Below are 13,263 nucleotides of genomic sequence, written 5' to 3' on the forward strand. Positions count from 1 at the left end.
CCGAGCACGGCGATTTCGAAGAAATCGTGCAAGTCCGAAAGTGGGCAGACCATTGTGTTATGACGAAGAGAAGCAGTGGACTTGAACCGATAGGCTTACGCCGTGAAAATCGACTCTCCAGCGGAGAGTTGATTAGGCGGAAGGTGCGCTGGTGACCGAAAAGGGAACCGAGCACGGCGATTTCGAAGAAATCGTGCAAGTCCGAAAGTATGCAAACCATTGTGTTTTGACGAAGAGAAGCAGGCAGGTCAGTCAATGCTTGGGAGTACCACTTTTAGATTGCATGTTTACACTATTTTTGCTGATTGTAATGTTTGCAATTACAAATTCACTAATTACTACAGTGCCTGTCTGTTATTTCATGTTTCTAATTTCAATATTCAGAGCAGTCTTTGATCTTTTGGAGAATAGCGCTTTGTTGAAGGTGTTAAAGATATATCCATTTTTAAAAAAGACCCTGGTTCAATGGTGTTCTTGGTTCACGACAATTAAATTTATATGCCTTTATATGTGGATATTTGCATGCATTTTAAAGTGCCTGGCTGCCATCTTTTAAAGGTGACAATGTTCGCCAATTTGTGCGTAAAAACAATTAATTTAAAAATTATATATTGCGCATAAACCGATTATGAATTAAATTAATGTATTTTCAAAATATTTCCGCTTTATTATTTTGATTTTCTATACACTATGGTACAATAAAGATGTGTAGTGATGTGAAGGGAGAATATTTATGGAGAATAAGAAAAGTGGACTAATGGCCAAGTTTCTAGTCCCATCTGTAATCGGTATCATTTTATTTATGATTCCAGTAAAGTATAATGGCGATTGGACAGTGTGTGTCAAAATTTTAGCTGACATCATTGGCGGCGCTTTGGGAGGTTTCCTTCCGATTTTGTGTGTCGCTATCATCACTGTTTCCGCAATTATGTCTGTTATTTCTTTGGCCAAACCGAAATTTATCACAGAACACCCTATTCTGAATGACACTTTTTCAACCTCGATCATCTGGGTCGTTATCAGAGTGATCGGTGCGGTACTCGTGTGGGTTACCTATCTGGGTCTGGATGCAGAGGATGGAAAAACAGGTTTTCTGCACATGCTTACCGAAGGCGGTGCCGGCGGATTCGTATTAGGTGATTTGCTGACTGTACTGGTAATCATCTTTGCGATTGCAGCCCTGCTTCTGCCGCTGCTTTTAGACTTCGGTCTATTGGAGTTTGTCGGCGCACTGTTGACAAAGGTCATGAGGCCTCTGTTCAAGATTCCTGGACGTGCTGCAGTTGACTGCTTTACTTCTTGGATTGGCGATGGTACGCTGGGCGTTATGCTGACCTGTAACCAATATGAGGGTGGTTACTATTCTGCAAGAGAAGCTTCCGTTATTGCTACGACCTTCTCAGCAGTATCCATCACCTTCAGTATCGTCGTTCTATCACAGGTGGACCTGATGCAGTATTTTGGTGTTTACTATCTGCTCATCTGCCTGATCGGCGTAGTCTGTGCAATCATCGTACCGAGGATCCCTCCTCTTTCTTTGAAGAAGGATACATACCTGGTTGAAGGCAAGGCAATGCCGGAGAGCATTCCAAGCCAGTACAGATCATCCATTCAGTACGGTACTGATCTGGCTCTGAAGAGAGTGCAGGAGCACAAGGGTATCGGCCAGTTCTTTGAGAACGGCATGAAGAACGCAGTAGGAATGTGGTTTGGCGTATTGCCTTCCGTTATGGCTATCGGAACAATCGCTTTGGCGCTTGCAAACAACACGCCGATTTTCGAAATCTTAGGAAAGCCTTTCTTACCGCTTTTGAACCTTTTGCAGGTTCCAGAAGCCCTGGACGCATCAAAGACCATGATCGTAGGCTTTACGGATATGCTGACACCGTCAATCATCGCTTCTGCTGATATTACCAGCGTCATGACAAAGTTCATCGTTGCTGTTGTATCTGTAACGCAATTGCTCTATTTGTCAGAAGTTGGCGGCTTGATTCTGGGATCAAAACTTCCAGTGAAACTTTGGGAATTATTCGTGATTTTCTTAGAAAGAACGATTATCAGTTTGGTTATCGTTTGCCCACTGGCACATTTAATTTTTTAGATAAGTCTTAAATTATTTTGTTTATATTAATTTAGCATCGCTATGCATTAGGGCAGTTCGCAGAGAACTGTCCTTTTTATTGTCAAATTTAAGGAGGCTTTTGACAGAAAGGAAAATTCTTGAAAAAACATTGACAATTATACATATTCAATGTATAATTAATAACGTTGCGGTTGATAATAGTAATTGTTATGCAACAGGTATTCCGAGGTAGCTCAATGGTGGAGCAACCGGCTGTTAACCGGTAGGCTGTGGGTTCGAGCCCCACCCTCGGAGCCAATTTTATGCCGGAGTGGCGGAATTGGCAGACGCACAGGACTTAAAATCCTGCGATCCTTACCGATCGTACCGGTTCGACCCCGGTCTCCGGCACCAATTTTACTGGTGGGAAGAAAGCCTGTAATGAAAAGTTGAATATTTGATATCGCGGGGTAGAGCAGTTGGTAGCTCGTCGGGCTCATAACCCGGAGGTCGCAGGTTCAAGTCCTGTCCCCGCAACCATGAAAGCAGTAATTGCAAGGCTTTGAGAAATAAATAACCTTGCAATTTTTTTATTTATTGTGAAATTAGCCACTTATTAACCATTTAGTTTTCGATGGAGAAGAGGGAGTCTATCTTATCAGCTGCTTTCTTCATTTCAGAAGAACTGACTAGACGATAAAATTTGGCAGTTATGTTGACGTCAGAATGTCCCATAAGCTTTGATGCTGTTTCCAGTGGTACACCGTTCTTACATAGCATTGTACAGAACGTGCTTCTACAGGCGTGGAACTTCCTATACTCCACACCTGCCCGTTTCAAGTGACGGATCCACGCAATTCGAAGATTGCCTTTGTCTAAGAACCTGCCGCTTTCTGATGTAAAGACATAATCTGTGCGGTAGCCATTACGCAGCATCTCCTGTCTGTGCCAGATCGTATATTTCTTAAAGGCTTCCTGTACGTTCAGTGGTAAAGGGATGGCTCTAACACTGCTGGGGGACTTGGGCTTCTGGATGACTCTCTCATACTCCCTATAACTGCTCTCGTCAATTTTGTAATGCGTGTTGATCTGCTTGCTGATTGATACGTTTCCATCTTTAAAATCATCGTATGTAAGCGCCAGCAATTCACTAGCACGAAGGCCAGTAGCCAGTGCAAGCTGGAAGAGGAACTGCTTCCTGTTCGGTGTCTCAATAATCTTTCGGATTTCCTCTTCAGTAAATACTTCTATTTCTTTTATTCTTTTGGAGTCGGACTCAACTTCAAGCCTGGGAAGCGTTATGCTGATCATGATGTCCTGGCAATATCCCTCATTTGAGAGATATTTGAACAGGCGCTTCAGATACTTGTATAGGTTCTTCAGGGCAGACTGGGAGACATCAATCTCTTTGCCGTCAAGCCGACCTTTTGCGAGTCCATTAAGCATCGTCTGTATGTCGGCGCTGGAAATCTCCTTGATCGGCCGGATCATCATGGCGGCTGGAGCCAGTTTTTCGCGATATTGGCGCTCGTACAGCTCGATGGTTCCAGGCGCAAGGTTCTCATGGAGCATGACCTGGTAGGTGTAATATTTTGCAATCTTGCCGAAAGAGTCGTTCCGGTTCTTGTTCCCGCATGTACTGCCTGTATTTCTCTTCCGCTTCTAGCTTGCCGCTACCGTAGAAGGCTTTCATGATCGCCTTGCCATTGGCATCTTCACCAACTTTCTTCCGGATACGGTAATATTCTGTACCGTTGGCAGCAGTGTAGTTCTTTTTCTTTGCCATTGTATCACTCCTTTTGTTAAAAAAGGGTACAAAAATACCCTGAATTCATTGAAAAAACAGGGCTGATATGATACAATCAATTTGCGAGATTGAGGTTGTATTTATTACAGCCCATTACATTAGCTCCTGCTTCGGCAGGGGCTTTTGTTTTATTCTAGAAAGTGTATTTTACCCAATATTGCTTATAGGCTGAGTTGTAGATATAATTGCTGAATGATATCAGATCTTCCGGAACTAAGATGAATTCGTACATTGTAGCGCTTCCGCCATTATATAACTCCACGTCAGAAGCGGTTTGATAACCCAATTCATCACTCATGGTCAGGCCGTCCATAGATGGAAGAGACGCATTGCAATTACCGTTATAAAGATCATAAGAATTGATAATTGACAATCCTGATAGAGAAACATCTTCGTATCCGGATTTTGCCTTTACTTCATATTCAATCCCTACTAATTTTTTCCCAACAAAAGACTCAGCATCATATTCTTGGTAGAATTCCCATGTATCACGATCAAGTTCTTTAAACCAGTTTTCTGCCTCACTGCCAGAACAAATCCTGTTAACCCTAAAATACATCGTACCCGAGGATGTCTTAACAGTAATTCCCTTTGTAGGATCAGCAGGCTTTTGTCTGCTGCCGGTTGCATATTTGACTGTCACTTTGCAAGTATACTTCTTTTTGCCAATTTTTCCTGTAATGGTCGTAGTGCCAGATTTCTTTGCAGTAATTTTTGCAGATGCCTTACCTGTTGACTTTACAGTTGCAACTGTTTTTTTGCTGCTTGTCCAAGTGACCTTCTTTGAGGCATTCAGCACCTTTACAGTTGTGGTCTTGCCGGCATAAAGCGACAATGTTTTCTTGTTAATCTTAACCGTGGCCGCTGATGCAAAAACTGTAGTTGATAGGACGAGCGCAATCGCAACGACTATTGTTACAATCAAATTAAATTTCTTCTTTTTCATAACATTCTTCCTTTCGAATCATATCGAAATATTTAAGATGCCCTGATAGGCAAGATACCGAATTATTGACACTATTCTTTTTTCATTTTAGCATAACCGATATAGGAAAGCACCATCTCTACGATAACAAACATGAAGTACATAGGAAACAATGCCAGTGCGACCGTATAGAGAATTGCACCGGCGAGGGCAAATCCTCTTTTCCTCATGAATAGGCCCAGAGCGTTAAATAACACTGCTACAGCAGTTGCGATCACGTGTGGCGTTACAAGAACTGCTGCTAGTCCGCTGCCAATTTGCTCTGCACTGCCATCGCTGCCTCCCACGGCACCCGTCCAATAGAATATTGCATAGATCAAGTAGGCCGCTCCTATGATAAAGGAGATCAGCAACAATTTGTTGAGTTTTTTCTTTTCCATAGTTCATTCCCTCTTTCTTTCTCACAATGATATATCTAAAATACCTTCTCAGTATGACATGTATCAAATTGTTGCTGTCCAATCTTTCTTTTGATATCGAGCTGGCGCATTCTGTAGGAATGGTGATTATTGATCAACGCAACGAGAATAGGGGAAATGATTGCAGCAACAGCAATGATGGCAGTAATAATTGATAAATCCATGATATCACATCCTTTCAAACTGAGTATACCATACCCTGGAGAAAGGGACAAGGAGGTGCAAAACGATTAATTATTATTATGTGTTCGGAACAAATATCTGGCACCCGTTCTGTGGTGGTTGGTAGGATTGCGAAACAGCTATTGAAAAGGAAAATAGCATTGATAGGTCGCCAGAGAACGCAGGAATTCGAAATGCAGACCTCACGGAAAGGGTAAAATTGATAGAACAGACAGCCATCGAGGCCGCGCGGGATATCTATCAATACATATTACTTGCAGTGACAAATGCAGGGTATTCTTTCAATTACCTCAAGATGATGAAAGGAATGCCGTACGAGAATAGATTATTGTATTTGCAGTCAATTAACTACAAAATATTGTTAATTAGCTACAGACAAAACAATGTTTTTGGAATATACTGAAAAATAAGGGACAATAACATTTAAGTTCAGTTACTGCTTATCGAGTTATTCGAAAGGAGAGAACAAATGAAAAAAAGAACGTTAATGAAGAGAATAGGCGTCTTTGCAATGCTTTGTGTATTGACAATGACGATGTTTGTGGAACCATCTTTCGCAGGAACATATAAAGTAGATGATGGAGGTGATGTTTCTTACGCATCAACGCCGCGTTCTGATGCGTGTGACAAGATGACAGTAATGTCCCAAATGACATGGACGTTACCTGATACCTTGTATTATTGCACCTTGCAATCAGGAGGAGCATTAACCAAAGAATCAGAGGTTAAGCTATACAAATATAAAGATGGAAAATCAGCGAATGGCTTAATAACACGTAAAGGAATACCTTATTCCCAGGTTGATAGGGAATATAGCTTTCCATCAGGTACCTTCACACTGAACTTTGGCACTAAAACGATGATTGATGATGGTATAACCTATCGTTCTGTGCATGGAACAGATTGCGCTTCATCGGTTGCATTTGCATGGAGGAAAGGAACAGGCAATAATAGTGCCTCAAGTAATTTTCTTAAGAGGACCAATACAAATCATGCAATCTACACGACAGAAAATATGTTTAACGACGCTGTAAGAGAAAGTACAGATGCTTATTCAGGCGATTTTCTCAAAGTAGTAGGGAATTATGGTAAGTATCATAAAACAACTGCGACGACAACCAGAGCTGTAGTTGATGGACTTTCTGCAACGGGCAATTATGGAGCAGGCCAGGATATCTACAGTGAGGTATATGCGAAGATAAAGCCTGGTGATGCAGTATTGTTCAGAGGTAGCAGCGGACATGTGCGTCTGGTTACGGGTGTCCATATCGTGTATACAGATACGGCAAAGACACAGGTTGATCCTAAAGCAAGCTATGTACAATGTATTGAACAGACTGGATTCAGAAAATATAAGAAGGATGATACCGATGCAGCAAAAAAGGTGGCCTCCAACTGGTCGACATCATGGATTCCGAACAACGAAACAGTTCAAGCTGGAACATATGCAGGAACAAAGGGATTTACGGGAAAGTATACCTTTACCCAGCTTGTAGGTGAGGATCCAAGCCCGACAGTAAACGGTGGTGACGCTTATAATCGCTATATACCTATCAGATTGAATGTTTGGAACTAAATAAGGATATACAAAAGAGACAAGCCTAACCGCCTGTCTCTTTTTATGTTTGCGCGCAATGGGCGCACTCTAACGGGTGAAATTCCCGAATACGCCTAGGCAACGAGGAAGTACATAGTTGAACAGCAAGGGTGTCCATCGTGAGGTGGAATCTGAAGGAAGCTGTAGGCAAACCCTTGGCCTGACGAACAGGAATCATATAAGAGGCTCGGAAATACGGATAAGCCGGCATAGAGTGATGAAGTCCAAATGTTGCTAGAAGTACGGGTAAATGTGCCGGATAGATGGGGGAGAGAACGTATGATAGTTCTGGACGACTGCATTGGTTTGAATCCCCTGCAGGATATCCATCATTGCATTCAGATGGAACTCGTTATGCAGTCGTTCATTCTCAGTGCATTTCAAATAGGAGTCTGGATTATCGAGATTGTTTGGAAACTGGACATGGTTCCTGTCAATAGCCATGAGGAGATATCCTTTATAGCGCAGATCCTGATTAAATGCGAAACTGCCCATGTGGAACAGCTAAGAAAAGGCGGTATGGGATATCTTGCTTCTCTGCTGGATGAAAGCAGGGGGCGAGGGAGAATCAGGCGAGTATTTTCCCATTCTGAGAAGTTCATTAGTAAGCATGCTTTCGCCAAATGATAAAATTGAGCGTATATGAATCCAAAGGAGATCTTCCTGTTTCGTGAAAAATCCTTTTCAGGATGGACGCTGAACTTTGTTTTGGAATGCTTCAGACGGGTTATCAAGAAATCAAATATATAAATTGCATCTTTCGTGTTCATGGGTTTTTCCTTGTAAATAGGTTTGACGTGTCCTACTTACAAGGACCACACATTTCCTTAATGATGTTAAGAAAAAACTTCGCATCATTAAAGATTGATACGAAGTTTTTATTTAGATTGTCTTAACTTAATGACATCGGCGTTTGACGCGTGGCTGTTTTTTTCCGCAAGATTCATGAAAAACTGTCGTTTAAAATATGATATGATGGAGAACAGCACGAGAAGGAGGTCATACTATGCCAAACAAACAAATAAAAAATATCATCTTTGTGATTGAATATATCGAAGCGCATCTGACTGACAAGATGAATTTGGATACTTTGGCCGAAGCCATGCACTATTCCAAATATCATCTGCATCGAATATTTACTGACACTGTGGGGCTGACGATTCACGACTACATTCAGCGCAGGCGTTTGAGCGAAGCAGCAAAGCTGCTGATTTTTTCTGAAAAATCGGTGCTGGATATCGCGTTGCTTTCTGGTTATGAAAGCCAGCAAGCCTTCACTGATGTGTTTACCAAAATGTATAAGATGCCGCCAGGCAGATACAGAGAAAATGAGGAATTTTATCCGCTGCAGCTGCGGTTTGCCTTTGAAGGGAATTATAAGATGCTGAAGAGAAAAGAAGAACTGAATTTTGATATAGACTATGCGACAAAAGCGGATATTCCCTGCTGGATGGAATTGGTGAGACTTGTGGTCGACGGGTTCCCAAACCTGCAAGAAGAAACGTACCTGCAAAAACTGCAGGAAAAAATCGAGGCCAAAGAGGCTCTGATTCTGAAGGACGAAGAGACGGCGATTGGAATTATGCTTTTCACAAGCAAAACAGGCAGCATTGATTTTATGGCTTGTCACCCCTTGTACAAAAAGAAGGGGATACCAAAGGCCTTTTTAGATAAAGTCATGAATGAACTGCTGACGGGAAAAACCTTGGTGATTACGACTTATCGAGAAGGGGATAAGGCAGATACCGGTCAGCGGCGGGAGATTAAAGAACTAGGATTTGCGGAGGCGGAACTGCTGACTGAATTCGGTTATCCGACGCAGCGGTTTATTCTGCAGAAAGGAGAATCGAAGGATGGACAATAACTTTTTCCCATTTCCCGAAGAACAAGACCATCTGTCGATGATTAATGAAAAGCTGACAGCGGCATTACAAGAGGCGGATAGGAACATCCAGAGGCAGGACGAGTCCTACATGGATACAAAACGCTATATGGTAGAACACAACGGTGACATTGACCCTCACGAGATGTTTCAAAATGAACTGCTCTTGAAACAGGTTGACCGGACAGGCGCTTTCAGTGTAGAAGTGCGAAACAAGCTGGCTAAGTTAAAGGACTCTCCTTACTTTGCCAGAATTGATTTTCAGGATGACTTGAGCGGCGAAGAATCAGTGTTCTATATCGGCTCTTTCGCATTTAACTACGACATGGAACTGCTGATTATCGACTGGCGCGCACCGGTTGCAGGCATGTTTTATGACTATGAATTGGGAAAGGCCGAATATCTGGCACCTGCCGGAAAAATCACAGGAGAACTGACCCGCAAGCGTCAATACAAAATCAAAGACGGCATTATGGAATATGCCCTGGAGAGTTCTGCTAACGTGCAGGACGACGTGCTGCAAAAAGAACTTTCCAATACCTCTGATGAAAAGATGAAATCTATTATCACTACCATTCAAAAAGAGCAGAATCAAATCATTAGAAATGACAAGGCACACACTTTGATTATCCAAGGAGTGGCGGGATCGGGGAAAACTTCTATCGCCCTCCATCGTATCGCATACCTCCTCTATCGTTTTAAAGATCGTCTGCAGGCACAAAATATCGCCATACTATCTCCAAATAAAGTGTTTGGGGATTATATTTCCAATGTCGTACCAGAGCTGGGAGAGGAACCGATCTATCAGCTGGGTTTTGAAGAACTGGCAGCGATACAGTTAAAAGGATTGATTGGATTTGAACGCGAGAAAGATCCTTTTCAAATAGATGCGGCAGAAGGCAGGCGAATCCGTTTCAAATCTACTCTGGAATTTGTTGACCAGATAAACCACTACATAAAAGAACTGGCGGATCGTCTCTTTGTACCGGAAGACTATACTTTTGGACCGTTTACAGCGCCAGGTCAGTGGATTTACCAGCGATTTTGTGCATACGGCAGATATCCCATCAAGAGACGCCTCACCATGGTTGCAGACGATATCTTAAACCGTTTTGAAACGGACAATGTCAGGGAGAGAGAGCTGCCCAAGATTAATGAAATTTTTAAGCATCTGAGCGCCATGCTGACGATGAAAAAGACGTTGCCCATCTATAAAGATTTCTACAGATGGATGGGTGAGGAAAAGATGTTTACTTTGACGGAAAAAAAGACGTTGGAGTGGGCAGACGTCTATCCATTTCTCTATCTTCATCACTTTTTTGCCGGCTTAAAAGAGAGCAGGATCACAAAACACCTCGTCATTGACGAAATGCAGGATTACACGCCCATTCAATATGCGGTCATCAACAAGCTCTTTCCCTGTCAGAAAACGATCCTGGGTGATTTCGGCCAGTTTCTCAATCCCAACTATAGGCTTTCTGTGGATGATCTGAGAACCATTTATGAAGAAGCAGAACTTATCTCTCTCAATAAAAGTTACCGCTCTACTTATGAGATTATTGCCTTTGCAAAGAGTATCCTGCAAAATCCTTTGATTGAAGCAGTAGAGCGTCACGGTGAAGGGGTAAAAGTCATTGCCTGCCGAGATAAAGGAGAAGAAATCGGGCAGATCAGAGCGTACATCAAAGCTTTTATTAAAGAAGAGGATCGTGGTTCCTTGGGAATTATTTGTAAGACCAGCGAGGCCGCCCGGCAGCTTCATGAGAAACTGAGCAAAACCTGCCATCTGCATTTACTTTCACCAGACAGCGGCCAGTTTAAAAAGGGGGCATCCGTTACTTCTATTCAGATGGCAAAAGGCTTGGAATTTGACGAAGTCGTCGTCATGGATGCAGATCAGGAAACCTATGTGACAGATTACGACCGTAACTTGCTATATATCGCCTGTACGAGGGCGATGCACAGGCTGACACTGATGCATCAAGGAGAAATGAGCAAATTGATTGGCGGTGAATTCTAAAAGAATGTTTGCTGGACAACGACTTTGCCGCCGTATATAATAAAAATAAAATTTCTTGTCACAAGGAAGCGTTTCCTTTGTCTAACTTTATAGGAGGTAAATAGTAATGAATATAAAAACAAATGAAGAATTATCTATTCTGATCGACAAAGCCACTTCCGGCGATGAGAAATCACTTGAAACCATCATCCTCAGCGTACAGGATCTGGTGTTTAATCTTTCTCTGCGCATGCTGGGGGTATTTCCCGATGCGGAAGATGCGAGCCAGGAAATCCTGCTGAAAGTCATTACCCATCTTTCTTCTTTTAAGAAAGAAAGTTCCTTTTCCACCTGGGTGTTCAGCATCGCTTCAAATCATTTAAAGAATTACAAAAAGAGTATGTTCGTACAGCATCCTCTCAGCTTTGAATACTACGGTTATGATATCGAAAATGGAGCGGCAGAAGATCTGCCTGATCTGACACAGGATATCGAAAAGTCACTTTTAGCGGAGGAACTGAAGCTGTCCTGTACCAATGTCATGCTGCAGTGTCTTGACGCTGAGAGCAGGTGCATCTTCATTCTGGGGACCATGTTCAAGGTGGACAGCCGCATTGCGGGCGAGATTCTGGGCATTACGCCGGAAACCTATCGTCAGAGGCTGTCCAGAGTGCGCAAAAAGATGGCGGAATTCCTGGAGAACTACTGCGGAGAGTATGGGCAGGGAAAATGCAAGTGTAAAAACCGTGTCAATTACGCCATTCAGACCCACAGACTGCAGCCGCAGAACCTGGCTTTCACTTCGTCAAAAGAAATCGTCCTGGATGTAAAGAATGCCATGGAAGAGGTGGACGACCTGGCAGGCAAATTTGATTTCTGCAAGACCTATGCGCCGCCGGAAACCTTGCATCAGTTTGTCAAGGATTTTCTGCAATCTACACAGATTTCTACGATACAGAGTGCCGGATTGGAGGAAATGTAAATGGAAACCATATTGAACTATCTTTCTGGTTTGAAGGAAAACAATAACCGCGAGTGGTATCACGAACACAAGGCGGAGTACAAGGCCGCTAACGCTGACTTTGAAGCATTTCTGCAGGATCTGATCGTGGGGATCGGGGAGTTTGATGATCAAATTTTGCACAACGTACCGAAGGAGTTGACTTTTAAGCTGGTGCGGGATACTCGTTTCAGCCACGACAAATCCCCCTATAATCCGTCTTTCCGCGCCCATATCTCATCAAAAGGCAAGCTGCCGATCCCAGTGGGTTATTACATCATGATCAAACCTGGCGGCGAAACTTTCTTAGGCGGCGGTCTCTTTGCCGACATGTTCAAGGACGCTACCGCCATGGTCAGAGACTACATCACCGCAAACCCGGAAGAATGGGGAAAAGTCATCAGCGACGAGACTTTCTGCAAGTATTTTACAGTCAAAGGCAATGCGCTGAAGAATGTGCCGAGAGGGTACGACAAAGAGCATCCCCAGGCAGAATATCTGAAGAACAAAAGCTGGTACGTGGAATACTTCGTCGAGGACGAACAGCTTCGCGATACAAAGGCATTTCTCGACCTGGCAGTAACGATTTTCAAAGCCATGAAGCCCTTCAACGATTATTTGAACAAAGCGCTGGAAGGCTTTACGATGCCGGAACGGTGAATATAGTCTCATATATTGACGTCTGTGGGAATAACTTAGGTGGCAGGCTCATAAGGTAATAATAGTTTTTAGAGCTGAATCAAACTATAACAGGAGGCCTTTGATGAGTCTGAAATATAACCTCAATTGTAACGTAAACCTGGATCTGCCTTATCCGCCGATAAAGACAGACAGCCGAAACCTGGAGGATGCATATGCAATGTTAAGCAATGTAGGAAGCAGTAATTCCGAAATGTGTGCAGTCAGCTTGTATTTTTATAATAGCGTTATTCTAAAACCGGAATACGCTGATTTTGCTGAATGCTTTCATAAAATTAGCATTGTGGAGATGCACCACTTGGACATCTATTCATCTTTGGCTTGCCAAATGGGTTTAGCCCCCAGACTGTGGAGTGTGGACGATAAAAAAGTGCGCTATTGGACGCCGGCTTACAACCAATATCCCCAGGGAATTAGGAATCTCATTGAGAACTCCCTCAATAGCGAACTGGCTGCAATCCAGAAATACACCAGACAAACGGAAACAATTGAAGACCCCGACATCGTAAAAATATTGAAACGTATCATTCTCGACGAGCAGCATCACGTAGATATTTTCCACGAGATGCTGGATCATTTAGATTAGATGAAAAAGCAGAGTGTTTGGCACTCTGCACTGTGGGAGAGGCT

The 13,263-nt window shown here is 42.9% G+C and carries 13 protein-coding genes and 3 tRNA genes; 11 read left to right on the plus strand and 5 right to left on the minus strand.

The window, feature by feature from the left end; all coding sequences use genetic code 11:
- Positions 1-733 precede the first annotated feature (733 nt).
- The 4 genes from ACMQ5W_RS04830 (at position 734) to ACMQ5W_RS04845 (ending at position 2,602) form a co-directional block, all read left to right on the plus strand.
- The gene (locus ACMQ5W_RS04830) at positions 734-2,101 is read left to right on the plus strand and encodes a YjiH family protein (RefSeq protein ID WP_419023848.1); all 1,368 of its coding nucleotides are present in this window, start codon (positions 734-736) and stop codon (positions 2,099-2,101) included.
- A gap of 204 nt (positions 2,102-2,305) precedes the next feature.
- Positions 2,306-2,380: transfer RNA gene (locus ACMQ5W_RS04835), tRNA-Asn, on the plus strand.
- Between the two features lie 7 nt (positions 2,381-2,387).
- Positions 2,388-2,476, plus strand: a tRNA-Leu gene (locus ACMQ5W_RS04840).
- Positions 2,477-2,526: 50 nt separating this feature from the next.
- Positions 2,527-2,602: transfer RNA gene (locus tag ACMQ5W_RS04845), tRNA-Met, on the plus strand.
- A gap of 84 nt (positions 2,603-2,686) precedes the next feature.
- Here ACMQ5W_RS04845 and ACMQ5W_RS04850 read toward each other — a convergent pair.
- The 5 genes from ACMQ5W_RS04850 to ACMQ5W_RS04870 form a co-directional block, all read right to left on the minus strand.
- Entirely contained in the window at positions 2,687-3,634 is a 948-nt protein-coding gene (locus ACMQ5W_RS04850) for a tyrosine-type recombinase/integrase (RefSeq protein ID WP_419023850.1), read from the minus strand.
- Positions 3,624-3,848: a hypothetical protein gene (locus tag ACMQ5W_RS04855; RefSeq protein WP_419023852.1), complete on the minus strand. Its 225-nt coding sequence runs from the start codon at positions 3,846-3,848 to the stop codon at positions 3,624-3,626. The genes ACMQ5W_RS04850 and ACMQ5W_RS04855 overlap by 11 nt, the downstream gene beginning before the upstream one ends.
- Before the next feature lie 154 nt (positions 3,849-4,002).
- Positions 4,003-4,815 (minus strand): hypothetical protein, encoded by an 813-nt coding sequence (locus ACMQ5W_RS04860; protein ID WP_419023854.1) that lies wholly within the window; start codon positions 4,813-4,815, stop codon positions 4,003-4,005.
- A 71-nt stretch (positions 4,816-4,886) separates the two neighbouring features.
- Positions 4,887-5,234, minus strand: coding sequence for a hypothetical protein (locus tag ACMQ5W_RS04865; RefSeq protein WP_419023856.1), 348 nt, complete (start codon positions 5,232-5,234; stop codon positions 4,887-4,889).
- 35 nt (positions 5,235-5,269) lie between these two features.
- On the minus strand, positions 5,270-5,437 hold the full coding sequence (locus ACMQ5W_RS04870) for a hypothetical protein (protein WP_419023858.1): 168 nt from the start codon (positions 5,435-5,437) through the stop codon (positions 5,270-5,272).
- Between the two features lie 488 nt (positions 5,438-5,925).
- Here ACMQ5W_RS04870 and ACMQ5W_RS04875 point away from each other — a divergent pair, with 488 nt between their 5' ends.
- From ACMQ5W_RS04875 to ACMQ5W_RS04905, 7 genes are all read left to right on the plus strand, one after another.
- Complete coding sequence (locus ACMQ5W_RS04875; protein WP_419023860.1) at positions 5,926-7,032, plus strand: hypothetical protein; 1,107 nt, start codon at positions 5,926-5,928, stop codon at positions 7,030-7,032.
- Positions 7,033-7,332: 300 nt separating this feature from the next.
- A complete protein-coding gene (locus ACMQ5W_RS04880; RefSeq protein ID WP_419023861.1) occupies positions 7,333-7,680 on the plus strand; it encodes a hypothetical protein in 348 nt (115 codons plus the stop codon).
- 379 nt (positions 7,681-8,059) lie between these two features.
- Positions 8,060-8,917, plus strand: a complete 858-nt coding sequence (locus ACMQ5W_RS04885; RefSeq protein WP_419023863.1) for a helix-turn-helix transcriptional regulator — start codon at positions 8,060-8,062, stop codon at positions 8,915-8,917.
- A complete protein-coding gene (locus tag ACMQ5W_RS04890; protein ID WP_419023865.1) occupies positions 8,907-10,955 on the plus strand; it encodes a HelD family protein in 2,049 nt (682 codons plus the stop codon). Before ACMQ5W_RS04885 ends, ACMQ5W_RS04890 begins: the two co-directional genes overlap by 11 nt.
- Before the next feature lie 106 nt (positions 10,956-11,061).
- The gene (locus ACMQ5W_RS04895; RefSeq protein WP_419023867.1) at positions 11,062-11,916 is read left to right on the plus strand and encodes an RNA polymerase sigma factor; all 855 of its coding nucleotides are present in this window, start codon (positions 11,062-11,064) and stop codon (positions 11,914-11,916) included.
- Positions 11,917-12,594, plus strand: coding sequence for a DUF2461 domain-containing protein (locus ACMQ5W_RS04900; protein WP_419023869.1), 678 nt, complete (start codon positions 11,917-11,919; stop codon positions 12,592-12,594).
- A 103-nt stretch (positions 12,595-12,697) separates the two neighbouring features.
- On the plus strand, positions 12,698-13,219 hold the full coding sequence (locus tag ACMQ5W_RS04905; RefSeq protein WP_419023871.1) for a ferritin-like domain-containing protein: 522 nt from the start codon (positions 12,698-12,700) through the stop codon (positions 13,217-13,219).
- The last annotated feature ends 44 nt before the right edge of the window (positions 13,220-13,263 follow it).

The organism is Emergencia sp., from assembly GCF_048465375.1.
GTDB lineage: Bacteria > Bacillota > Clostridia > Peptostreptococcales > Anaerovoracaceae > Senimuribacter.

Excerpts from the sequence above, each read along its gene's own strand:
- ACMQ5W_RS04900 (WP_419023869.1), top strand. The coding sequence starts at position 11,917 with ATGGAAACCATATTGAACTATCTTTCTGGTTTGAAGGAAAACAATAAC.
- ACMQ5W_RS04865 (WP_419023856.1), bottom strand. The coding sequence starts at position 5,234 with ATGGAAAAGAAAAAACTCAACAAATTGTTGCTGATCTCCTTTATCATA.
- ACMQ5W_RS04905 (WP_419023871.1), top strand. The coding sequence starts at position 12,698 with ATGAGTCTGAAATATAACCTCAATTGTAACGTAAACCTGGATCTGCCT.
- ACMQ5W_RS04855 (WP_419023852.1), bottom strand. The coding sequence starts at position 3,848 with ATGGCAAAGAAAAAGAACTACACTGCTGCCAACGGTACAGAATATTAC.
- ACMQ5W_RS04885 (WP_419023863.1), top strand. The coding sequence starts at position 8,060 with ATGCCAAACAAACAAATAAAAAATATCATCTTTGTGATTGAATATATC.
- ACMQ5W_RS04880 (WP_419023861.1), top strand. The coding sequence starts at position 7,333 with ATGATAGTTCTGGACGACTGCATTGGTTTGAATCCCCTGCAGGATATC.
- ACMQ5W_RS04890 (WP_419023865.1), top strand. The coding sequence starts at position 8,907 with ATGGACAATAACTTTTTCCCATTTCCCGAAGAACAAGACCATCTGTCG.
- ACMQ5W_RS04830 (WP_419023848.1), top strand. The coding sequence starts at position 734 with ATGGAGAATAAGAAAAGTGGACTAATGGCCAAGTTTCTAGTCCCATCT.
- ACMQ5W_RS04875 (WP_419023860.1), top strand. The coding sequence starts at position 5,926 with ATGAAAAAAAGAACGTTAATGAAGAGAATAGGCGTCTTTGCAATGCTT.
- ACMQ5W_RS04895 (WP_419023867.1), top strand. The coding sequence starts at position 11,062 with ATGAATATAAAAACAAATGAAGAATTATCTATTCTGATCGACAAAGCC.
- ACMQ5W_RS04870 (WP_419023858.1), bottom strand. The coding sequence starts at position 5,437 with ATGGATTTATCAATTATTACTGCCATCATTGCTGTTGCTGCAATCATT.
- ACMQ5W_RS04860 (WP_419023854.1), bottom strand. The coding sequence starts at position 4,815 with ATGAAAAAGAAGAAATTTAATTTGATTGTAACAATAGTCGTTGCGATT.
- ACMQ5W_RS04850 (WP_419023850.1), bottom strand. The coding sequence starts at position 3,634 with ATGCTCCATGAGAACCTTGCGCCTGGAACCATCGAGCTGTACGAGCGC.